We start from the raw sequence: 22,129 nt of genomic DNA, 5'->3' as shown, positions 1-22,129 counted from the left end.
AGGGTCCGTTTATCTTTTATAAACAAACCCTATTATGCGATAAGGGGATAAAATGAAAAAAATTTACACAATTTTGACCGCACTTTTCACCGCTACCTGTGTATATGCCGATTCGACGAATAACCGCCTGGATTATGCCAGCACAAAGGATATTCGGGATATTAATCCGCATTTATACGCCGGTGAAATGGCGGCGCAAAACATGGTTTTCGAACCTTTGGTTATTAATACCAATCAGGGCATCCGGCCTTTTCTGGCTGAAAGCTGGCGAATTTCCGAAGACGGCAAAAGTTACCTTTTTAATCTGCGCAAAGACGTAAAATTTACCGACGGCGAACCTTTTAATGCTTTTGTTGCGAAAATGAATATTGAGGCGGTATTAGCGAATTTTAACCGCCACGCCTGGCTGGAACTGGTGCGACAAATTGATTCCGTACGGGCTCCCGATGAATTTACCCTCGAATTAACGCTGAAAAACCCATATTATCCCACGCTGACGGAACTGGCCTTAACCCGTCCTTTCCGTTTCCTTTCACCCAAATGTTTCAATCAGGGAAAAACCTCGCAGGGCGTGATGTGCTATGCGGGCACCGGGCCTTGGATTCTCAAAGAACATAAAAAAAATGCACTGGCGGATTTTAGCCGAAATGACAATTATTGGGGCGAATTACCTAAACTCAACGGTGTGACATGGCATGTTATTCCTGAACGCCAAACCATGTTATTGGCTTTACTGAAAGGCGATATTCAGCTTATTTTCGGTGCCGACGGCGATATGTTAGATATGGATTCATTCAAGCAAATCAGCGAATCCGGTCAATTTATTTCGGCAATGAGCGAAGCAAACGCCTCTCGCGCCATCGTATTAAACAGCGCTAGAACTATTACCTCCGATCAAAAGGTTCGTCAGGCGCTGCAACATGCTGTGGATAAAGCCGCTATAGCCAAAGGCGTTTTTAATGATACGGAGAGCATCGCCGAAACCCTGATGGCAAAAAATGTGCCCTATGCCGATGTTGATGTGCAAACATATCCCTTTAATTTGCTCAAAGCAGCGCAATTATTAGAGGAAGCGGGTTGGAACTTGTCTGTCGGAAAAAATATTCGCGAAAAAGCTGGTAAACCGCTTTCACTATTGCTTTCTTATAATATAAACAATGCGGCTGAAAAAGAAATAGCCCAATTATTACAGGCGGATTTCAGAAAAATCGGCGTGGATTTGCAAATTCTCGGCGAAGAAAAACAAGCCTATTTAGACCGTCAAAAAAACGGCGATTTTGATTTGCAATATTCGCTTTCCTGGGGCAGACCTTATGATCCGGCGTCTTTCGTTTCTTCCTTCCGCATTCCCGCCCATGCCGATTACCAAGGGCAAAAAGGGCTACCGAATAAAACAGAAATTGACGAGATGATAGGGGAACTGTTGATTACACCCGATGAACAGACCCGTATAAAACTTTACCAAAAATTATTTAAAACCTTGGCGGAACAGGCGGTTTATGTGCCTTTAACCTATTCAAAAACAAAAGCGATTTATTCCGCACAATTGGAAGGTGTGGGGTTTAACCCTTCGCAATACGAAATTCCTTTTGAAAAAATGTCATTTAAAAAGTAATTACTTATGCAGCATTATTTTATTCGCCGCTTGATTATGATGATTCCACTGATGTTGCTTATTTCGTTCGTGGCATTTTCATTGATAAACCTGGTTTCCTCGGATCCGGCGGAAACCATGCTGCGCATTAATAATATCACCGTTACCGACGAAGCCGTAAAAGAAGCGCGTCAGGCGCTCGGTTTGGATAAACCGTTTTTGCTGCGTTACGCCCTATGGCTTTATGCCTTACTACAAGGCGATTTAGGAAAATCCTTTCTATCCAACCAAAACGTGTGGGACGAAATTACCCAGGCCTTCCCCGCTACTTTCTATTTGGCGGTTACCGCATTTGCCGTTATTTTTCTGTTATCACTCACACTTTCCCTGCTCTGTATGCTAATGTTAAACAGCCTATGGGATAAAATTATCCGCGGAATTTTGTTTTTTTTCACCGCACTACCGAATTATTGGCTGGCCCTTCTTTTTATTTGGCTGTTTTCCGTGCGGTTAAACTGGCTTCCTTCTAACGGGCTTGAGCAAAAAAGCGGGATTATTTTGCCTGCGCTCACGCTTTCTCTGGGTTATATAGGAGTTTATGTTCGTTTGCTCAGAGGGGCAATGCTGAATCAGCTGCAGCAGCCTTATGTCTTTTATGCCCGCACGCGGGGTTTATCGGAAAAACAGATTTTATTTAAACATATTTTGCAGAATTCCCTTCATACGTCCTATATTGCCATGGGTATGAGCATTCCTAAATTACTTGCCGGTTCCGTTATTATTGAAAATATTTTCGCCCTGCCCGGGCTTGGACGGTTATGTATTCAAGCCATATTCGGCCGGGATTATCCCGTTATCCAGGCTTATATTTTATTAATGGCGATGTTGTTTTTGGTTGGCAATTTTGTTATTGACTGGCTGCAACACCGGCGAGATCCTCGCATAAAACGAGGATATTGATATGTCCGGGTTTATCAAACAATTACGCAGCGATATTTTCGCGCAATGCTGTTTATTCATCTTAACAATGATTGGTTTGGCGGGTATTTTCGCCCCTTGGATTTGCACTTTTGACCCTGCGACTATCGACATGCAAGCAAAATTATTACCCGTTTCCGCACAACATTGGCTAGGCACGGATCATTTAGGACGGGATATTTTTTCCCGTCTGATTTGGGGCGTTCGCAGCACCGTTTTTTACGGATTATTTGCTATGTTGTTAACCATGATATTAGGCATCTTAATGGGCATGACGGCGGCAATCGGCGGCAAAAAAACCGATGAATTTATCATGCGGCTTTGTGATGTGCTGCTGTCTTTCCCCGGTGAAATTATGATTCTGGCTCTGGTAGGAATGCTTGGGCCCGGCATTGAGCATATTTTAGTCGCCGTTATTTTAGTGAAATGGGCCTGGTATGCCCGTATGATTCGGGGAACGGTAATGCAGTACACCCATAAAAACTATGTTCATTATTCGCAGGCTATCGGTGTTTCGCCATGGCGGATTATCCGCCGCCATTTATTGCCGGTTGCCACCGCAGAACTGATTATTCTGGCATCGGCGGATATGGGTGCGGTTATTCTATTGATTTCAGGTCTTTCATTCTTAGGGCTTGGCGTTCAACCGCCTACACCGGAATGGGGAGCCATGCTCAGCGATGCAAAAAATATCATGTTATTGTATCCGCAGCAGATGTTGCCCGCCGGGTTGGCCATTACCTTAACGGTAACGGCATTTAACGGTTTCGGTGATTTTCTGCGGGACGTATTGGACCCGGATAGTCCTTTAAAAGGAACAAATAATGAATAAGCCGATTATACGTTTTGACAATTTTTCTATTGAAAATCCCGATTCCGACCGTCCGCTGATTGCGCCGCTTAATTTAACCTTGCCGCCGTACCGCACTTTGGCTTTAGTAGGAGAAAGCGGCAGCGGGAAAACGCTGCTAGGACGAAGCATTCTGGGTTTGCTGCCCGAGCAATTAAATACAACGGGAAATATCTATTTTCAAGATAAAAAAATCATTTCCGTAACGGGCAACCCTACGGTAGATAACAAACAAAAGAAAAACGAAATCGCGGCGCTGGAAATCAGAGGGAAAGCCGTGAGCTTTATTATGCAAAACGCCATTAACGCCTTTGATCCCTTATTCAGTTTACAGGATCAATTCTGCGAAACTTTGCAAAAACATACCGCACTTTCGTATCGGCAGGCATTAATTAAAGCGCAACAGTCGGTAAGCAAAGTGAAATTATCGTCTGCTTTGCTCAAGCGCTTACCAAGCCAGCTAAGCGGCGGACAACTGCAACGCATGATGCTTGCTCTGACCTTTGCCCTTGAACCCGAATTAGTGATTGCCGATGAACCCACCAGCGCCTTAGACAGCCTAACCCAATTTGAGCTTTTGCCTTTATTTAAGCAAATGGCAAAAGAACGCAGCATGATTTTTATTACTCATGACCTCGCCTTAGTGCAGGAACTGGCTGATGATATCGCCGTATTAAAGCGGGGCGAGATTGTAGAATTCCGGGCAAAATCCATTTTATTTTCCCATCCGCAACATCCCTATACCCAATACCTGTTAGCGATGAGAGCAAAACTCAATCAACCTTTTGCCCGGTTAGTGAGGAAAAAACAATGAGCTTGTTAAAGGTGGAAAATTTGACAAAAAGTTACCGCACTTTTAATTCATTATTTTCCCATTTATCCCATCCTGTGTTGCAAAATGTCTCGTTTCAACTTGAAAAAGGGGAGTCCGTGGGATTAATCGGCGAAAACGGTTCGGGTAAAAGCACATTGGCGCGTATTATTTCAGGCATCGAAAAAGCCGATTCCGGTCATGTTTGGTTGAACGGCACCGACATATATCAACGAAAAAACCGTCGGCAGCAAATCAGTGTGGTATTTCAGGATTATTTTTCTTCCGTAAACCCTACCATGACCGTTTTACAGGCAATCTGCGAACCGTTACTGGAACAAAAACAAGCCGCTGCTAAATCTCTCGAACCGTTAGTGGTGCAATTTCTGCAAAAAGTGAATTTATCAACGGACTGCCTGCATAAATATATTTATCAGCTATCCGGCGGTCAGGCGCAGCGGGTTTGTCTTTGCCGTGCGTTGATCAACAACCCTTCGCTGATTATTTTAGACGAAGCCCTAAGTTCGCTGGATATTGTGACGCAGGTACAACTACTGGACTTACTGATAGAATTAAAAAACGAATTTCAGCTCAGCTATTTTTTTATCAGCCATAATATCCAAATGATTTGTTATTTATGCGAACGGGTTTTATTTTTTAAACAGGGGCAAATTATCACGCAAAGCGACATTGAAAATTTAGCCGAAATAAAATCCGATTATGCGCAAAAACTTATCCGTTCGGTAATATAAGCCAATTGAAAGGTGAAAGTCACAGAGAAATTAGGGCCTGTTTATAAAAGATAAACAGACCTATAAAAGTGCGGTCAAAAAAATAAAATTTTTTAGCGAAAAGGCTGTCTGTAGACAGCCTTTTATTTGAGAAAAATTAACGGATAATACCGCGGGTTGAACGTTTAAAGAATTCCACAAAGAAACTGATTGAAGAATCTTTTTGTGCGACCTGTTCGATTTCCGGCAGCACCTCATCCAAAGTTTTATCACTGCGATAAATCAATTTATACACGTTACGAATTGCGTGCAAAGTCGGTTTATCGAAGCCGCGACGTTTTAACCCTTCAATATTAACGCCGAACGGACGGGCATGGTTACCCTGCGCCATCACATAAGGAGGAACGTCTTGGCTGACCATAGAACCGCCGCCAAGCATAACGTGCGCGCCCACTACAACAAACTGATGAATAGCCGACATACCGCCAACAATAACGAAATCATCCAGTTGAACATGACCGGCTAAAGTAGCATTGTTCGCCAGAATACAACGGTTTTTAATTATACAGTCATGAGCAATATGAGAATTGATCATAAACAGGTTATCATCACCGATGCGGGTAACACCGCCGCCCTGAACCGTGCCGCGGTGAATGGTCACGCTTTCACGAATGCGGTTGCGATCACCGATAACGGTTTTGGTCGGCTCACCGTTGTATTTTAAATCCTGGTTCGCTTCGCCGATACTGGCAAATTGGTAAATCTGGTTATCCTCACCAATTCTTGTGATACCTTTAACTACAATATGCGAATGAAGAACGGTTCCTTTACCGATGTCCACATCCGCACCAATCAAACAGAAAGGCCCGATGATAACGTTTTCACCGATTTTTGCACCTTCTTCAACAATTGCTGTCGGGTGAATTTTTGCACTTGGATGGATCATTATTAAACCCCTTATCCTGATTATCTATAAGTTATCTACGAGCACACATTAATTTTGCTTCACAAGCCACTTCACCATCTACACTGGCAACACCAGTAAAAGAGGTGATGCCGCGACGTTCTTTAATTACTTCCACAAATAGCTCTAAACGATCTCCGGGTAATACCGGGCGTTTAAAACGCGCATCATCAATACCGGCGAAATAAAATAATTCACCGCCTTTAATTTCATGGGTTTTAAATGCCAAAAGCCCCATAGATTGGGCTAACGCTTCAAGAATTAATACACCAGGCAAAATCGGCTGACCAGGAAAATGACCGGTAAAACAAGGTTCATTTACACTGATATTTTTATATGCTTTTAACCACTGACCTTCTTCAAAATCAACAACGCGATCCACTAAAAGAAACGGATAACGATGTGGTAATAATGTCATAATTTCATGCGCTTCAATAATTTTTGCTGGTCTATTTTCTGTTGTCACAATACTAACCTTTTGTCATTTGTTTAAAATATGGAGTATATAATGCGCAAATTATACGTTATTCGCCAGGAAAATTACAGTGGGGGAAAGATAAATCCTGATATATAACCAAGGTTTCTCCGTCATTTATAGCTAAATCGACGAAATACCGCCTGTAAGAACCGATTAAAAAGCGATTCTTACTCTTTTTAAGATCAAAAATGCCACGTAAAAACGTGGCATTCATTAAAAAAACCGAGAGGTCGGACTACATCATACCGCCCATTCCACCCATGCCGCCCATTGCAGCCGCCGCATCTAATTTATCGTCTTTCGGTAATTCGGTTACCATCGCTTCGGTGGTAATCATAAGACCGGCGATAGACGCGGCAAATTGTAATGCACTGCGGGTTACTTTAGTTGGATCCAAGATACCCATTGCAATCATATCACCGTATTGTTCGGAACCTGCATTATAACCGAAGTTTCCTTCGCCGTTTTTAACCGCACTTGCAACTACAGAAGCCTCTTCACCTGCATTCGCTACAATTTGACGAAGCGGCGATTCCATTGCGCGTAATGCTAATTTGATACCGACGTTTTGTTCTTCGTTATCGCCTTGCAAACTTGCCGCCGCTTTACTTGCCGCGCGAATTAAGGCCACACCGCCACCGGCAACGATACCTTCTTCAACGGCCGCACGGGTTGCGTGTAACGCATCTTCCACGCGATCTTTTTTCTCTTTCATTTCAACTTCGGTTGCCGCACCTACTTTGATAACGGCAACGCCGCCGGCAAGTTTCGCTACGCGTTCCTGCAGTTTTTCTTTGTCATAATCGGAAGTGGATTCTTCGATTTGTTGACGAATTTGCGCCACACGGCCTTTGATTTGCGCTTCATCGCCGATACCGTCGATAATAGTGGTGTTATCTTTGTTAATAACCACACGTTTTGCCTGACCAAGATCTTCCAATGTCGCTTTTTCCAGTTCCATGCCGATTTCTTCGGAAATTACGGTACCGGCGGTTAAGATTGCAATGTCCTGTAACATGGCTTTACGACGATCACCGAAGCCCGGCGCTTTCACCGCAGCCACTTTCACAATACCGCGCATGGTGTTTACCACCAAGGTTGCCAACGCTTCGCCTTCCACATCTTCCGCAATGATCAATAACGGTTTACCCGCTTTCGCCACGGCTTCCAATACCGGCAATAACTCACGGATGTTGGAGATTTTTTTGTCTACTAACAAAATGAACGGACTATCCAGTTCAACGGTTGCGGTTTCCGGTTTGTTGATAAAATACGGCGATAAATAACCGCGGTCGAATTGCATACCTTCAACCACATCCAGTTCGTCTTCAAGACCTGTGCCGTCTTCAACGGTAATAACCCCTTCTTTACCCACTTTTTCCATAGCTTGGGCGATTAATTGACCCACAATGCTGTCGGAGTTGGCGGAAATCGTACCAACTTGTTCGATTTCTTTTGAGGTTTCACAAGGTTTTGAAAGCGCTTTTAACTCGGTAACCACCGCCGCAACCGCTTTATCAATACCGCGTTTTAAATCCATCGGATTCATGCCGGCAGCTACCGCTTTTAAACCTTCGTTTACGATAGCCTGAGCAAGTACGGTTGCTGTTGTCGTACCGTCACCGGCGGCATCGTTAGCTTTGGACGCCACTTCTTTTACCATTTGCGCGCCCATATTTTCGAATTTATCTTCCAATTCGATCTCGCGCGCCACGGAAACACCGTCTTTCGTGATTGTCGGCGCACCGAATGATTTGTCTAATACGACATTACGACCTTTAGGACCTAAAGTCACTTTTACTGCGTCTGCCAATACGTTTACACCCGCTAACATTTTTACGCGGGCATCATTACCGAATTTAACGTCTTTTGCTGCCATTTTTTATTCCTTTTTTAATTTGATGATGGCGTATGTCATACGCCTCTATGAAATTTTCGAAATTTTCAAAACTTGGTCAAAACCGACCGCATTTTTATTATTCAACAATCGCCAAAATATCGCTTTCAGAAATGATTAACACTTCTTCGCCGTCAATTTTTTCCGCTTTTACGCCGTAACCTTCGTTGAAAATTACCGTGTCGCCCACTTTAACGTCTAAAGGCTGTACCGTGCCGTTCTCAAGTACGCGACCTTTGCCCACCGCCAATACTTTTGCACGAGTGGATTTTGTCGCCGCGGAACCGGTTAATACGATGCCGCCGGCAGAAAGAGTTTCTACTTCTTCACGTTTGATGATTACACGATCGTGTAGGGGACGAATTTTCATTTCAATTACCTCTAAATTAAATTTTACTTTTTTAAAAAAACGTAGTTTGGATATGGGGAAGATTTTGCCGGTTTCAAGAGGAAAAACAAAATTATTTTATCCGCTTTTTTTCATCAACTTCTTTTTCGTATTCCGCTTCAAAAACTTCCGTATTTTGATCTTTATAATAGCGATAACGATGAGAATGCCGTCCAAAACCCTGAGCCGTAAATCCGCTATTGATAACGGTAAATTTTTGACTAATCCATTTTTCAAACAAACCGGACGGAAGCAATAACAATAAGCACGCCAGCAAATCCGTTATAAAACCGGGAATAATAAACAATATACCGGCAATCATCCACAACAGGGATTTCACTACCGAATCCGCAGGTATTTCGCCTTGAGCGATTTGCCGGCGAAAATTCAAGCCGAATAATCCTTTGGATTTCAATATAACGCCGCCGATAAAAACGGAAAGCAAAAGCAACATAATTACACCGAATGCGCCGATAGCGGAACCAATCACAATCAACAAGGATAATTCGCCATAAATAAACAGAAATGCAATTAACGTAATTAAAATAATAGGCATGATTTATTCTCTAAAAAATGGTGACTTAATATTAATATGAGGGAACGCCGTTAAATTTCAATGTTCGAAATTTGATAAAAAATAACCGCACTTTGAATTAAAGATCAAAGTGCGGTTAAAAATTTAACAATTTGATGTGGCTACCGGCTTAATGGCTTGAACCGATTCTTGGTGCGTTCTCATCAAATTCCGGTAACGGCTTGTGATTCGAACCGATGTAGGTATAAATAACAGGTAATACGAATAAGGTAAATAATGTACCTATAGCAAGACCAGCTACAACTACAACGCCCATACTAAAGCGCATTACCGCACCGGCGCCGGAGGCATAAAGCAATGGAATAAGACCGGCAATCATCGCTGCCGTGGTCATTAAGATTGGGCGTAAACGTAATTGCGCCGCCGTCATAATTGCTTCCATTTTAGTTTTACCGTGATTTAATTGCTCTTCTTTTGCCACTTCACACATTAAAATACCGTGTTTAGTAATCAAACCGACCAGAGTAATCAACCCGACTTCGGAATAGATGTTAAGAGTTACCCCTGTTACACCTAAGAAGCTAAGTAAATTCAGCGTTAATAAAGCTCCGGAAATAGCTAATGGTACGGAAACCAAAATAACAAACGGATCACGAATTGATTCAAACTGAATCGCCAACACTAAGAAGATAATCAACACCGCTAAAATAAAGGTGGTTGCCAGTGAATTCCCTTCCTGTACCAACTGACGCGCCTCACCTTTCCAGTCGTAAGAATAACCTTGCGGTAAATCCTGTGCCGCATCTTTCAACCAGGCAATCGCATCACCGGTTGTGGTGGTCGGCGACGGCACCAATTGAATTTCAGCAGAGTTTAACTGGCTGAAACGCGGTAATGAGTAAGGTTGCGGTTCAAGTTCAACCGTAAGCAGACTACTTAACGGAACGCTTTGTCCGTTACTTGCACTGATATAGTAATTTTTCAGACTTTCCGGCGATAAACGGTTCTCACGTTTTACCTGCGAAATAACTTTATAAGCACGGCCGTCAATATCCACCCGGGTAATAGTGGCTTCAGACAAGTAACTGCCTAGGGTGCTTGCTATTTGTTGCATAGTAATACCGTAAGTCCCGGCTTTTTCTTTATCTACTTGGATACGCATTTGCGCTACATCGTATTTCAGAGTTAAGTTTGAATAGACAAATTTGCCCGATTTACGGATTTTATCCAAAAATGTTTCCGCGGTTTGTGCTAATTCCTTCGTGCTGCCAGGAGAACTTAGTACAAATACGACAGGCGGCCCTTGTTCCCCGGTTTCAATTTCCGGGAAAGCGAAGGCTGAAATAGAAACTTCCGGAATGGCAGCGGCTTTTTTCGTTAATTCCGCCATGACTTCCGCTTGGCTACGGCTACGTTCCGCCCAGTCTTTCAAGGTAGTAATTACCAACGCCTGATTAGTATTCGGCGCACCGGCAATAACCTGTGAATATTGTTTTTCAGGCGTATTGTTCAGAATTTCTTCATAAGGTTTAGTCGCCTGTTGGACATAGTCCACGTTCACGTTGGACGGTGCGGTTACCATACCTAAGAAACCGCCTTTATCTTCGGCCGGTGTTAACTCGCTGGATAAGGAGGAAAATAATATCGGCAAGGTAGCAAAAATAATAACGGCAAACAGCAAAATTGCTTTACGCGCCTGCATAACCAAACCAAGAATATAGGTATAGCCGGTAGTTAACTTACTTAAAGTGCGGTTAACTTTTTCCTCGAATTTCGAACTTTCATGTTTCAGAATTTTAGCCGACATCATCGGGGAAAGCGTTAACGCGATAATCCCTGAAATAAATACCGCACCGGCAAGGGTTAAAGCGAACTCTTTAAAGAGAGTCCCTGTGATCCCGCCCATTAATGCCATCGGCGAATATACCGCCACCAAAGCGATGGTCATGGAAATTACGGGTACCGCGATTTCACGGGTACCGATAATTGCCGCACGGAACGGGGTTTCCCCTTCTTTAATATGACGGTCAACGTTTTCAAGCACCACGATAGCATCGTCCACCACCAGCCCGATAGCGAGGATCAATGCCAGCAGGGTCATCAGGTTAATGGAGAAATCAAACATTTGCAGCATGAAAATTACCCCGATTAATGAAATAGGAATTGTCACAATCGGAATAAAAATCGCACGCAATGAACCAATAAACATCATGATTACTACCAATACAATCACTACTGCTTCAATAATGGTATGGATTACGTCGTTAATTGAGCTGTTAATAGCAACCGTACGGTCATAAAGAATGTTGGATTCAATACTGTCCGGTAAATTTTTCTTAATAGTTTCATAAAGCGGTTTAATATTATCCGCAACAGTCAGCGGGTTGGCGCTTGATGTCGGTTCGATACTTAATACGACGGCATCCGAACCGTTTGCCGCGGCACGGGTATTATCGCTTTCTTTATTCAACTCAACATCAGCGACATCACGTAAACGGACTAATTTATCACCATCGGAATAAACAATAAGATTACCTAAATCTTCCACGGTATTAGTAGTGGTTTCCACTTTATTACGATAGATATTGAAATAGCCTTTGTCGCTACCCGCCGCCGTTTGCACGTTGTTATTCGATAACGCAGTCATAACCTGCGTTGCGGAAAGGTTTTGCCCCGCAAGTTTTTGCGGATCCAACCAAATACGCATTGCATATTCCGCCGCGCCGTAAACCTGAACTTTGGCCACGCCTTCAACGGTGAACAACTGCGGTTTAACCACACGCTCAATGTAGTCGGTTACTTGGCTCGGGTGCAGTTTATCGGAACGGAAACTGATATACATAATCCCCGAACCACCGGTTGAAGAAGTTAAGGTCGGGTCTTCGATACCGCTCGGTAATTCCGAACGTACGGATTGAACTTTGGATAATACGTCCGCCAAAGCTGAAGCCGGATCCGTATTCAGTTTCATTTTAACCGTAATGGTAGAAGAACTCGGTGCGCTGGTAGAAGACAAATAATCGATATTATCCGCCTGCGCAATGGCCTCTTCCAATTTAGAGGTTACGAATGCCTGAATCAATCCGGCATCCGCCCCTGCGTATGTCGTACTGACGGTAATTACCGTCGTCGTCATTTTCGGGTACTCACGTACTGCCAATTTAGAGATAGCCTGCAAACCGAGAATTACGATTAACATACTGATAGCTATCGCCATAACAGGACGTTTAATAAAAATATCTGTAAATTTCATTCAATAAATCCTGCCTGAAATTATAAATTGGTTTTTTCTGCAGGCTGCACCGTTCCTACACCGTCTTTATCGGATATAACAACTAAACTGCCGTTACTTAAACGCTGTTGACCGCCGGTTACCAGAATATCGCCGACTTTTACTTCATTACCCTTTAGCTGGGCGTAAATCCCTTGACGGTCTTTCGTAAATACGGTGATTTGTTGCGCACGATACATTTTGCTTAAGTTTTCGTTATCTTTTAATTTTTCTTTATCTTCATCGGAAAGCGGCATTAATACATAAGCTAGCTCACCATACATATTGTATGTAATCGCCACTTGCGGAACAACGATTTGATTGCGTTCCGTCGGCAAAGCTAAACGTAAACGAGTGAACATGCCGGATAATAATTTTTTGCCGTCTTCAGGTGCGAATGTCGCCTGAACATCAATCAAACCGGTAGATTTATTTACAGCAGGCTCAATCGCCGTTACTTTAGCGGCAAATGTTTCGCCTGTACGGGCATCGGATGTCGCCGTGACTTTTTGACCAATATGCAGGTCTTCCAATTGATTTTGCGAAACGGAGAAATCCACTTTCATGGAACTTATGTCTTCAACACGAACAATTTCAGTCGCCGCCGAAATGTATTGACCTTCATTCACTTGGACAATACCCGTGATACCGTCAAAGGGCGCCAAAATTTTACGGCGTTCAATGGACGCTTTTAATGAGTGAATATTCGCCACTAATTGATCATAAGTCGCTTTAGCCGAATCTAATTCGGTTTGAGAAACACTTTGTGATTTAATTAAGTTGGCATAACGTTGATAAGTCAAACGCACGGAAGGCAATTGCGCTTCGGACGCTTTTAATGTCGCTTCTTCCACAGCATTATCCAATTCAACCAGTACATCGCCTTTTTTCACAGCCTGACCGGATTTCACGTAAATTCGTTTAATCGTGCCGGAAGCCTGTGAACTTAACATTGCACCCTGATTCGGACGAACAAGACCGGTAGTTTCGATCACCGGCGTCCATTCCGATGAACCGACCGTTAACGCCGTCACCGGATTTGCCGTTTCAGGCATATTGGCAATAGCTTTACCAATCATAATTTCTTTAAATTTATTCAAGCCGATTACTAGGGCAAACACTAAAACCGCCACCGCTAACCCTACTTTTAACAAGAAAGCGTGCGAGCGTTTAGGCTTCGCTAATTGACTGTCAGTCATAAAAAACTCCGTAACTAGAATCTATAAATTTATTTTTGAATAGAACGCCATGTTCTTTCAATAATGGTCATCAACTCCTCATCAGCTAAAAATTCGTTGATATAAAGCTTTTTAAAAGCTAAATTCATTGCACTTTCCATGCTGAGAGAAAATAATATCGAAACAGACAGTTCGCATACTGCGCCCGCCTGTTGAGCCTTTTGACAAAACGTCGCCCAACGGCTGTTATAATCCATTTCCTTACAAATATCAAAAAAACCGGGAAGTGATTGGTATTGTTGCATATTCATCACAATATTCGGATTATCCTGCAGAAAATACCACACATTCAGCCACATTTTTTTATATTGTTCGAAATAAGATAGCGTTTCGTCATAATCTTTTTCGAGTGCCGTCTGGAAAAGCGAAAACACTCGCCAAGCAAATTGCTCCAACAACTCTTCTTTACTTTTAAAGTAAATATAAATCGTTCCCGCAGAAATCCGCGCTTCTTTTGCAATTTTATGCATAGACAAATGGTGTAACCCGTCTTTTGCCATTAATCGCTCTGTTGCAGCAAAAATTTGCTCAGCCATATCTGTTTCAGATTGACGCATACAATAGAATATATAAAAGATTTGATGAAAAAAAGAACATTCACTGTAAAAAATTTAACAAATTTCACAGTGAATGAACGTTCGTTCATTTTAATCGTTTTTAAATATTTAGCAAGAAAAAGTGCGGTTAATTTTAGACAAATTTTCTGAAAATTTTATAAACTGTGCGCATAAAAAAGCGCATTTAATTCTATTAAATACGCTTTCGGAAAAATTCATAAAAATCTGACCGCAGTTTGCGGGACTTGTCTTAAACTACATACCGATAATTACACAGTTTGTAATTGAACTTGCCTGTTTTTGCGCTGCCGCCGCTGCCGCCCGATCGCCGACCGGACCGATTACCACACGGTTCCAATCGGCACTGGTGTTCACTCTGGCATTAAGACCTGTCATCGCTAAACGGGCCTGCAAACTTTCCGCCTGTGCTCTATTTTTAAATGCGCCGCATTGTAAACCGTATGAACCGCCGCCTGGTTTAGCGGTATCGGCTTTCTTGGTTTCCGCTACTTTTACCGCCTCGGCTTTTTTACGCTCTTCTTCCTTTTTACGTTTTTCCAACGCTTGTTGTTCGGCTTTTAATGCAGCCTCATCATTCACTGCTGAAACAACAGCTGATGAAGTTTGTTCATCAACTGTTTTGTCCGCTATTGTCTCTTGCTCGGATTTTTTCGTCCGCTCTAATTCCGCCTGGCGTTCCTGTTCAGCCAATTTTTTCAGCTCTTCCTTTTGCTTTTCGCTCAGTTGAATGACTTTTTCAGTCTGCACGGCATCGGTCGGCACTGTGCGGCTTTCCAATTCTTTAATATAAGACCAAACTTCTTCAGGCCGGCTCGGCAGCTGGCTTTTAGGCTGAGGTTTGGTTTCTACCTGAAGGTTTTGTTCCACCACGGGCTGAGAAGAATTTTTAATAAAATAAAGCCCGGCTGCAAAGGCTAACACTACCATTACCGCAACCGCTATTAATAATTTTTTATTCAACCCTGTTGTTTTTTTTCTTCTACCACCACGGGCGGCATAATCACGTTGCACCACAATAAATTATTCTCTAAATAAAAAATAGTTACAAAATTTCTACAAAATAGATGAGATTCTACTCAAAAAAGCGAAAATTGACCAGTCATTTTAACTAAGATCTTGCGGATCCACATCTAAAATCCACCTTGCCTGCGAAGATTTCACCTCATTTTCAAAGTTAAACTGCCCTAACGCATGTTGCAACACCGATTTAGAAGGATGCTGCAACAACAATTGCCAGCGAAATCTTCCCGCTTTTTTGCTAAAAGGCGCCGGCATCGGCCCTAATAGCTGTAAATCGGGCATATTTTGTCGATTCTTCCAGTCATAAAAATATGACGCGATTTGTTGCAATAATTGCTCGGCTTCTTCGCTCGACTTACTTTGAGCTCTAAATAGCGCCTGCGCACTAAAAGGCGGCAACCCCATTTGGCGACGAAGCTGCAAAGCGGAATTTGCAAAAGCATGATAACCATCATGCAATAATTGTTGCAACAAAGGATGATCCGGATAATGGGTTTGCAACACCACCTCGCCTTGTTTTTCCGCTCGCCCCGCTCGTCCCGAAACCTGCACATAAAGTTGAGCCAACCGCTCTTCCGCGCGAAAATCCAAAGAAAACAAAGCGCTGTCTACATTCACTAAGGCAACTAAAGTCACATCGGGAAAATGATGCCCTTTGGCTAAAATTTGCGTGCCGATAAGAATCCGGCTTTTGCCTTGTTTAATCGCCGATAAATGATTTTCTAATGCGCCTTTACGTACTGTACTGTCGCGATCAAGGCGCGTTACCTCGTATTGAGGAAACTGCTGTTGCAACACAAATTCCAACTGTTCGGTACCGATTCCGGTCGTCACTAAATGAGTCGAACCGCAAGCGCCGCATTGCATTGGCACCGGCTTTTGAATTTCACAATGATGGCATTTCATAACACGCTGATGCTGATGATAAGTATAAGGCTTATCACACTGCGTACAAGTGGCGATCCATCCGCATTCATGACACAACATTACAGGCGCAAATCCTCTGCGATTCAGAAACAACATAACTTGGTTGCCTTTTTCTAAATGGCTCGCCATTTTACGCAACAATGTATCGGACAAGCCGTGCTGGATGCGTTGCCGTTTGAGATCAATCACTTCATGTTTCAGCCCGCTGCCGGCTCCCGCACGATGCGATAATACAATATGCTTAAACTTGCGATTCTTTACGTTATTAAGACTTTCCAAACTTGGCGTTGCCGAGCCTAACACAATAGGAATATCAAGTTGTTTGGCATAAACGATAGCAAGATCCCTTGCATGGTAACGCCAACCTCCGTCTTGCTGTTTGAAAGAATTGTCATGTTCCTCATCAATAACAATTAGTCCAAGCCTTTTAAATTGGGTAAATAATGCGGATCTTGTACCGATAACTATCGCACTTTGCCCTGTTCTCGCCCGTTGCCATACCTGCAAGCGCTGGCTATCGTTCATGTTAGAGTGAATCACGTCGATATCCACATTAAAACGGGCTTGGAAACGCTGCACCGTTTGAGGCGTTAGGCTGATTTCCGGCACTAAAACCAATACCTGTTTATCCTGTTTAAGGATCTCCTCAATATATTGCAAATAGATTTCCGTTTTTCCGGAACCTGTTACCCCGTCCAGCAACCAAGCGGCAAAACCTTGATGAAACAAAAGCCGGCTTAATGCCAATGCCTGTTGCTTGTTTAAGGTCAAACGTTGCTCCGCTCGCATAATCTCTTTGCCGCCCAAACGGGTTTGCCACGGGATAATTTGCAGCGGTTGGGTAACTTCTTCCACAAAACGCTTTTCTTTAAGTTGAGACCAAATTGCCGCAGAAAATTCATTATTCCCTTTTTCGAGAGGATTTTTTGTTAATTCCGTTAACGCTTCCAATTGTTTTTTAGCCCGTTTCAGCTCTCCCGAAAGCATTGCCTGTTCGCCAAGTGCGGTCAATTTCCACAAAATTTTGTTTTTTTCTACCGCACTTTCGCCGTTTCGCAATTTAACCGGCAAGGCGGAAAATAACACGTCGCCTAGAGAAAACTGATAATAGCCGGCTCCCCACTTTAACAGATTCCACATATCATCATTAAACAAACCGGCATCATCCAATACATTAAGAACCGGCTTTAATTGTTCTTTGGGTATATCGGTTTCCTGCGCAAATTCCACCACAATCGCAACGCGTTTTTGCCGACCGAAAGGCACCAATACGCGTCCGCCGATAACGGGCTGCATTTGCTCCGGCAGAATATAATCAAAAAATCGCATTAGCGGAACGGCTAACGCCACACGCACAAATTTCATAAGCAAATCAAAAATAGGTAAAGTTTAAAACCGATAAAATAAGGCGTTCGTCGCCTGAGTTCCGACTTATTATAACGAATAATCCCCTTGAATAATCCATTTTTTACGGTATAATTTGCTCTCTTTTACACAGAGTCTTCAGAAAATCATATTGATTTTCGATGACATAATATTAATCACTCGTGGTGTTTGGAAGCTCTCAGAGCTGGTCCTTATAGCGGCGAGGCTTCATTTTGAGGTTTTCTATGAAACAAGGTATTCATCCTGAATATAAAGAAATTACTGTTACTTGTTCTTGCGGTAACGTAATCAAAACCCGCTCTACAGCAGGTCACGATATCAACCTAGACGTGTGCGGCAACTGCCACCCGTTCTACACTGGTAAACAACGTGTTGTTGATACCGGTGGTCGTGTTGAACGTTTCAACAAACGTTTCTCTATTCCAGGTTCAAAAAAATAATTTGAATTCTAGACTAACCCCTGCTGCTGCGGGGGTTAGTTTTATGCGAAAGAGGAAATATGAATATTATATTTAACTGCGACAAAAATTATGCACCTTATTTATCTGTTGTGATAAAAAGTATTCTAGATAATACAACATTATCTACTCAATTTTATATTTTAGATTTTAACATTTCAGAAGAATCTAAGTCTTGTATTAAAAACTTAATACAAAACATTAACAAAAAAAATTCGTTCCAGCATAGTATCAATTTTATAAAAATTGATGATAATGACTTTCAGTGTTTTCCTCAAACCATCAGTTATATTTCATCTGCTACATACGCTAGACTAAAAGTTGCTGATTATCTAAATGAGCTTAACAAAGCTATTTATCTTGATATTGATATTATAGTAATTTCTGATTTAAGTCGTTTATGGCATATTGATTTAGCCGACAATCTAGTTGGTGCTTGCTTAGACCCCTATATTGAATATGAAAATCAAGATTACAAAAGAAAAATTGGTTTACAGGATTCTCAACCTTATATAAATGCAGGAGTTTTATTATTAAATCTAAAAGCACTAAGAGAATTTAACTTATATCAAAAAGCTATTGATTGGAATAAAGATTATCCCAATATTCAATTTCAAGATCAGGATATTTTAAATGGTGTTTTAAAAGGAAAAGTTCTTTTTTTAGATAGTCGCTATAATTTTACAGTGAATCATCGAAACAGAATAAAATTAGCGCATAAAGGGAAATTGCTTTTATCTAGTTTGGAGAAGGCTACAAAGCCAATATGTATTTTGCATTATGTGGGAAGTCACAAACCTTGGTTACCGACAACAACCATGGTAAAAAGTTGCTTATTTGATCAAATATATAATAGTATTAGAAATAAACCACCTCATTGGAATAAGAAATACCAATCTGTTCCTCTTAAATTTCAATTAAAACGTATACTCAGGGAAATTGAAGATAAACTCGTTTATAAAATTATTTAGTTTGGAATCACCCATGAAAATAGAGCTACCTAAAATTTTTATTATTAGTCTTAAAAATTCTCCTCGTCGAGATGTTATCGCTCAACGTTTTAATGCATTAGGTATTAAATTTGAATTTTTTGATGCCATTTATGGAAAAGATTTATCGCAAGAAGAACTCAGTAAAATTGATAGAGAGTTTGCGGTGAAAAGATTTTCCACCAAAAAACCATTAACTTTAGGGGAAATTGGCTGTGCATTAAGTCATATAGCAGTTTATGAACATATTCTAAAAGACAATATTGAACAAGCTATTATTTTTGAAGATGATGCAATTATTCATCATGAATTTAAAAAAATTGTTGAAGAAACCTTATCCAAAGTTCCTTCACGCAGAGAAATTATTTTTTTTGAGCATGGAAAAGCAAAATCTTGGTTCTGCAAAAGAAATATTCATGAAGGATATAAATTGGTTCGCTATCGTTCTCCTTCAAAAAATTCCAAGCGCTGTATTTTTCGAACAACTTCGTATTTAATTACCTTATCGGGTGCAAAAAAATTATTGAACCATGCTTATCCCGTCAGGATGCCTTCTGATTACTTGACAGGGGGCTTGCAAATCACCCAAATTAATGCTTATGGAATTGAGCCTCCTTGTGTATTCTGCGGTGTTGATTCAGAAATCAATGCAATCGAAGATCGTTATAACTAAATATCTAACTAATTATGAATTTAAAGAATATATTACGAAACCTACGATTATCCCTTGGAAAGCTATTAATTGATAAAAAAATTCAGGGAGATGTGAACGTATTTCCCCCACAACGTATTTTATTCTTACGTCAAGATGGGAAAATTGGGGATTATATCGTTAGCTCATTTGTTTTTAGGGAATTAAAAAAGGCAAATCCGAATATTCATATAGGTGTAATTTGTACTCAAAAAGATGCTTATTTATTTGAACAAAATCCACATATTGATCAACTTTATTATGTGAAAAAGCGAGATATTTTAGACTATGTCACGTGTGGTTTAAAATTAGCTAAATTGCAATATGACGTAGTAATTGATCCGACAATTAGCCTGAAAAATCGTGATTTATTATTGCTACGTTTAATTAATGCAAGAAATTACATCGGTTATAAAAAATCGAATTATCAATTATTTAACATCAATCTAGAGGGTGAATTCCACTTCTCCGAATTATATCGTCTAGCGCTTGAAAAAATAGGAATTCAGGTTCAGGATATGAGCTACGATGTCCCTTATAACAGCCAAAGTGCGATTGAAATTTCACAATTTTTAGAAATAAACCAACTAAAAAATTATATAGCGGTAAATTTTTTTGGTGGTTATCGTCATAAAGTGATGAACAAACAAAACATTGAAAAATATATATCTTACTTAACCTCGCAATCTGATAACCCGTTGGTTTTATTAAGTTATCCCGAAGTTATCCCAATGCTGAAAGATGCCGCCAAAAGTTATACCAATATATTTATACATGATACAACAACTATTTTTCACACAATAGAGCTAATTCGTCATTGTGCTCTGCTTATTTCGACGGATACATCAACAGTACATATTGCATCAGGTTTCAATAAACCAATGATAGCAATTTATAAAGAAGATCCTATTGCATTTATCCACTGGAAACCGATTAGCCAAGCGAAAACTCACATTTTATATTATAAAGATAATATAAACGAATTATCCCCCGAAGCAATAAAACCAGAATGGCTACTATGAATATTGTTTTGCTCACCTTTGGATCCCGTCTGGAAAACCACTATCAGGCAAGCTTTGCTATTTTAAGTTTTCTGAAAGATCCCGCTGTTAAGCGGGTAATTATGGTCACGGATCGCCCTGAATTTTATGCTTTTTTCGGTAATAAAATTGAATTTATTCAAATTAATGAAGATACCTTAACACAATGGCAAGGCGAATATCAGTTCTTTTGGCGGGTAAAAATTAAAGCGTTAGAAAAAGTACAAAAACGCTATCCCGCTGAGCATTTGCTTTACATTGACAGTGACACGTTTCTTGCTACCGATTTAGCAGGAATACAAGACAAGCTTTCCCAAAATCAGCTTTTTATGCATAAACTCGAATGTGCATTAGGTGATGAAATCGATAATACGACGAAGAAAATGCACAATAGCCTGAAGGATAAAACCTTTGCCGGTATTCGGTTAGATAGTCAAAGTACGATGTGGAACGCCGGCGTTATTGCGCTTCCCGCAAATAAAGCTAAAGAAATAATTACATTAAGCCTTCAGCTTTGTGATGAAATTTGTGCTACAGACTGTACCAGACGTTTAGTCGAACAATTTTCATTTTCTATAGCATTAAATCATTATGGCGAACTGAACGCTTGCGATCATATTATCGGACATTATTGGGGCAATAAAAATGAATGGAACAAACTTATCTCGGCATTTTTTGTTAATGCGCTGCTAAAAAATTTATCGCTTCAAGATTGTATTAATGAAGTTGCCGAATTCGACTGGAACCGACTGCCTATTCATAAAAAACAACGCAGTACCAATAGCAAATTAAAAGCGCTGACGGATAAATATTTTCCTGATAAAAATATCAGCTATTTTTCAAAATAACTGCTAAATACTGCTAAATGTAATTAACAAAAAAGGCTTGGAAACCCAAGCCTTTTTCTGTATGGCGTAATCCTTGCGGATTATGCACCAAGACGTTCTTTAATACGTGCAGATTTACCTGAACGTTCACGTAAGTAATAAAGTTTCGCTTTACGTACCGCACCTTTACGTTTAACGGAGATGCTGTCGATTGCCGGTGAATGAGTTTGGAAAACACGCTCAACGCCGGTACCGTTTGATACTTTACGTAAAGTGAATGCGCTGTGCAAGCCACGGTTACGAATTGCAATAACCACGCCTTCGAATGCTTGCAGACGTTTTTTAGCGCCTTCAACTACCCATACTTTAACTTCTAATGTGTCACCCGGACGGAAGCTAGGTATGTTTTGTTTTAATTGTTCTTGTTCAAGTTGTTTAATGATGTTGCTCATTTTTTAAACCTTTAATAAATTAACTA

21 protein-coding genes are annotated in these 22,129 nt (G+C 41.1%); 10 read left to right on the top strand and 11 right to left on the bottom strand.

Annotated elements, in window-relative coordinates:
- Positions 1-52 precede the first annotated feature (52 nt).
- The 5 genes from nikA to A4G13_RS00185 are packed head-to-tail and all read left to right on the top strand — an operon-like array spanning position 53 to position 4,985.
- Positions 53-1,615, top strand: coding sequence for a nickel ABC transporter substrate-binding protein (gene nikA, locus A4G13_RS00205; protein WP_090655908.1), 1,563 nt, complete (start codon positions 53-55; stop codon positions 1,613-1,615).
- 6 nt (positions 1,616-1,621) lie between these two features.
- Positions 1,622-2,554, top strand: coding sequence for a nickel/cobalt ABC transporter permease (gene opp1B, locus A4G13_RS00200; RefSeq protein WP_090655903.1), 933 nt, complete (start codon positions 1,622-1,624; stop codon positions 2,552-2,554).
- A 1-nt stretch (position 2,555) separates the two neighbouring features.
- Positions 2,556-3,404, top strand: a complete 849-nt coding sequence (gene opp1C / locus A4G13_RS00195; RefSeq protein WP_090655900.1) for a nickel/cobalt ABC transporter permease — start codon at positions 2,556-2,558, stop codon at positions 3,402-3,404.
- A complete protein-coding gene (locus A4G13_RS00190) occupies positions 3,397-4,236 on the top strand; it encodes an ATP-binding cassette domain-containing protein (protein ID WP_090655897.1) in 840 nt (279 codons plus the stop codon). The genes opp1C and A4G13_RS00190 overlap by 8 nt, the downstream gene beginning before the upstream one ends.
- Positions 4,233-4,985 (top strand): ABC transporter ATP-binding protein, encoded by a 753-nt coding sequence (locus A4G13_RS00185; RefSeq protein ID WP_090655893.1) that lies wholly within the window; start codon positions 4,233-4,235, stop codon positions 4,983-4,985. Before A4G13_RS00190 ends, A4G13_RS00185 begins: the two co-directional genes overlap by 4 nt.
- Before the next feature lie 136 nt (positions 4,986-5,121).
- Here A4G13_RS00185 and lpxA read toward each other — a convergent pair whose 3' ends face one another.
- The 10 genes from lpxA to priA all read right to left on the bottom strand — a co-directional run bounded on the left by lpxA (position 5,122) and on the right by priA (position 17,625).
- Entirely contained in the window at positions 5,122-5,910 is a 789-nt protein-coding gene (lpxA, locus tag A4G13_RS00180; RefSeq protein ID WP_090655890.1) for an acyl-ACP--UDP-N-acetylglucosamine O-acyltransferase, read from the bottom strand.
- Between the two features lie 31 nt (positions 5,911-5,941).
- Entirely contained in the window at positions 5,942-6,394 is a 453-nt protein-coding gene (fabZ, locus tag A4G13_RS00175) for a 3-hydroxyacyl-ACP dehydratase FabZ (protein ID WP_011199642.1), read from the bottom strand.
- A 247-nt stretch (positions 6,395-6,641) separates the two neighbouring features.
- Complete coding sequence (gene groL / locus A4G13_RS00170; RefSeq protein WP_090655886.1) at positions 6,642-8,285, bottom strand: chaperonin GroEL; 1,644 nt, start codon at positions 8,283-8,285, stop codon at positions 6,642-6,644.
- Between the two features lie 97 nt (positions 8,286-8,382).
- Entirely contained in the window at positions 8,383-8,673 is a 291-nt protein-coding gene (locus tag A4G13_RS00165; protein WP_041639534.1) for a co-chaperone GroES, read from the bottom strand.
- Between the two features lie 91 nt (positions 8,674-8,764).
- Complete coding sequence (locus A4G13_RS00160; RefSeq protein ID WP_090655882.1) at positions 8,765-9,247, bottom strand: FxsA family protein; 483 nt, start codon at positions 9,245-9,247, stop codon at positions 8,765-8,767.
- Positions 9,248-9,395: 148 nt separating this feature from the next.
- Positions 9,396-12,479, bottom strand: coding sequence for a multidrug efflux RND transporter permease subunit AcrB (gene acrB / locus A4G13_RS00155; protein WP_090655878.1), 3,084 nt, complete (start codon positions 12,477-12,479; stop codon positions 9,396-9,398).
- Between the two features lie 20 nt (positions 12,480-12,499).
- Entirely contained in the window at positions 12,500-13,696 is a 1,197-nt protein-coding gene (gene acrA / locus A4G13_RS00150; protein ID WP_090655873.1) for a multidrug efflux RND transporter periplasmic adaptor subunit AcrA, read from the bottom strand.
- Positions 13,697-13,725: 29 nt separating this feature from the next.
- Complete coding sequence (locus A4G13_RS00145; protein ID WP_011199635.1) at positions 13,726-14,292, bottom strand: TetR/AcrR family transcriptional regulator; 567 nt, start codon at positions 14,290-14,292, stop codon at positions 13,726-13,728.
- A 255-nt stretch (positions 14,293-14,547) separates the two neighbouring features.
- A complete protein-coding gene (gene ftsN, locus A4G13_RS00140; protein ID WP_090655870.1) occupies positions 14,548-15,327 on the bottom strand; it encodes a cell division protein FtsN in 780 nt (259 codons plus the stop codon).
- 90 nt (positions 15,328-15,417) lie between these two features.
- Positions 15,418-17,625 carry a primosomal protein N' gene (priA, locus tag A4G13_RS00135; protein WP_090655865.1) on the bottom strand — a complete coding sequence of 736 codons (2,208 nt, stop codon included), beginning with the start codon at positions 17,623-17,625 and terminating at the stop codon, positions 15,418-15,420.
- Positions 17,626-17,870: 245 nt separating this feature from the next.
- Here priA and rpmE point away from each other — a divergent pair, with 245 nt between their 5' ends.
- From rpmE to A4G13_RS00110, 5 genes are read left to right on the top strand one after another with little or no spacing between them, the layout of a single operon-like run.
- Positions 17,871-18,086, top strand: a complete 216-nt coding sequence (gene rpmE, locus A4G13_RS00130; RefSeq protein WP_041639530.1) for a 50S ribosomal protein L31 — start codon at positions 17,871-17,873, stop codon at positions 18,084-18,086.
- A gap of 59 nt (positions 18,087-18,145) precedes the next feature.
- Positions 18,146-19,075 (top strand): glycosyltransferase family 8 protein, encoded by a 930-nt coding sequence (locus A4G13_RS00125; protein WP_090655861.1) that lies wholly within the window; start codon positions 18,146-18,148, stop codon positions 19,073-19,075.
- Positions 19,076-19,088: 13 nt separating this feature from the next.
- Positions 19,089-19,766 carry a glycosyltransferase family 25 protein gene (locus A4G13_RS00120; RefSeq protein ID WP_090655858.1) on the top strand — a complete coding sequence of 226 codons (678 nt, stop codon included), beginning with the start codon at positions 19,089-19,091 and terminating at the stop codon, positions 19,764-19,766.
- Between the two features lie 14 nt (positions 19,767-19,780).
- Positions 19,781-20,806, top strand: coding sequence for a glycosyltransferase family 9 protein (locus tag A4G13_RS00115; RefSeq protein ID WP_090655854.1), 1,026 nt, complete (start codon positions 19,781-19,783; stop codon positions 20,804-20,806).
- Positions 20,794-21,672, top strand: a complete 879-nt coding sequence (locus tag A4G13_RS00110; RefSeq protein WP_090655850.1) for a hypothetical protein — start codon at positions 20,794-20,796, stop codon at positions 21,670-21,672. The genes A4G13_RS00115 and A4G13_RS00110 overlap by 13 nt, the downstream gene beginning before the upstream one ends.
- A gap of 80 nt (positions 21,673-21,752) precedes the next feature.
- On the opposite strand, the gene rplS is transcribed toward A4G13_RS00110, so the two are convergent.
- The gene (gene rplS / locus A4G13_RS00105; RefSeq protein ID WP_011199625.1) at positions 21,753-22,103 is read right to left on the bottom strand and encodes a 50S ribosomal protein L19; all 351 of its coding nucleotides are present in this window, start codon (positions 22,101-22,103) and stop codon (positions 21,753-21,755) included.
- Positions 22,104-22,129 lie beyond the last annotated feature (26 nt).

The organism is Basfia succiniciproducens, assembly GCF_011455875.1.
Lineage (GTDB): Bacteria > Pseudomonadota > Gammaproteobacteria > Enterobacterales > Pasteurellaceae > Basfia > Basfia succiniciproducens.
The sequence above is the reverse complement of the archived record's forward strand: the minus strand, read 5'-3'. Positions and strand labels throughout refer to the sequence as shown.

Excerpts from the sequence above, each read along its gene's own strand:
- nikA (WP_090655908.1), top strand. The coding sequence starts at position 53 with ATGAAAAAAATTTACACAATTTTGACCGCACTTTTCACCGCTACCTGT.
- opp1B (WP_090655903.1), top strand. The coding sequence starts at position 1,622 with ATGCAGCATTATTTTATTCGCCGCTTGATTATGATGATTCCACTGATG.
- opp1C (WP_090655900.1), top strand. The coding sequence starts at position 2,556 with ATGTCCGGGTTTATCAAACAATTACGCAGCGATATTTTCGCGCAATGC.
- A4G13_RS00190 (WP_090655897.1), top strand. The coding sequence starts at position 3,397 with ATGAATAAGCCGATTATACGTTTTGACAATTTTTCTATTGAAAATCCC.
- A4G13_RS00185 (WP_090655893.1), top strand. The coding sequence starts at position 4,233 with ATGAGCTTGTTAAAGGTGGAAAATTTGACAAAAAGTTACCGCACTTTT.
- lpxA (WP_090655890.1), bottom strand. The coding sequence starts at position 5,910 with ATGATCCATCCAAGTGCAAAAATTCACCCGACAGCAATTGTTGAAGAA.
- groL (WP_090655886.1), bottom strand. The coding sequence starts at position 8,285 with ATGGCAGCAAAAGACGTTAAATTCGGTAATGATGCCCGCGTAAAAATG.
- A4G13_RS00165 (WP_041639534.1), bottom strand. The coding sequence starts at position 8,673 with ATGAAAATTCGTCCCCTACACGATCGTGTAATCATCAAACGTGAAGAA.
- A4G13_RS00160 (WP_090655882.1), bottom strand. The coding sequence starts at position 9,247 with ATGCCTATTATTTTAATTACGTTAATTGCATTTCTGTTTATTTATGGC.
- acrB (WP_090655878.1), bottom strand. The coding sequence starts at position 12,479 with ATGAAATTTACAGATATTTTTATTAAACGTCCTGTTATGGCGATAGCT.
- acrA (WP_090655873.1), bottom strand. The coding sequence starts at position 13,696 with ATGACTGACAGTCAATTAGCGAAGCCTAAACGCTCGCACGCTTTCTTG.
- A4G13_RS00145 (WP_011199635.1), bottom strand. The coding sequence starts at position 14,292 with ATGCGTCAATCTGAAACAGATATGGCTGAGCAAATTTTTGCTGCAACA.
- priA (WP_090655865.1), bottom strand. The coding sequence starts at position 17,625 with ATGAAATTTGTGCGTGTGGCGTTAGCCGTTCCGCTAATGCGATTTTTT.
- rpmE (WP_041639530.1), top strand. The coding sequence starts at position 17,871 with ATGAAACAAGGTATTCATCCTGAATATAAAGAAATTACTGTTACTTGT.
- A4G13_RS00125 (WP_090655861.1), top strand. The coding sequence starts at position 18,146 with ATGAATATTATATTTAACTGCGACAAAAATTATGCACCTTATTTATCT.
- A4G13_RS00120 (WP_090655858.1), top strand. The coding sequence starts at position 19,089 with ATGAAAATAGAGCTACCTAAAATTTTTATTATTAGTCTTAAAAATTCT.
- A4G13_RS00115 (WP_090655854.1), top strand. The coding sequence starts at position 19,781 with ATGAATTTAAAGAATATATTACGAAACCTACGATTATCCCTTGGAAAG.
- A4G13_RS00110 (WP_090655850.1), top strand. The coding sequence starts at position 20,794 with ATGGCTACTATGAATATTGTTTTGCTCACCTTTGGATCCCGTCTGGAA.
- rplS (WP_011199625.1), bottom strand. The coding sequence starts at position 22,103 with ATGAGCAACATCATTAAACAACTTGAACAAGAACAATTAAAACAAAAC.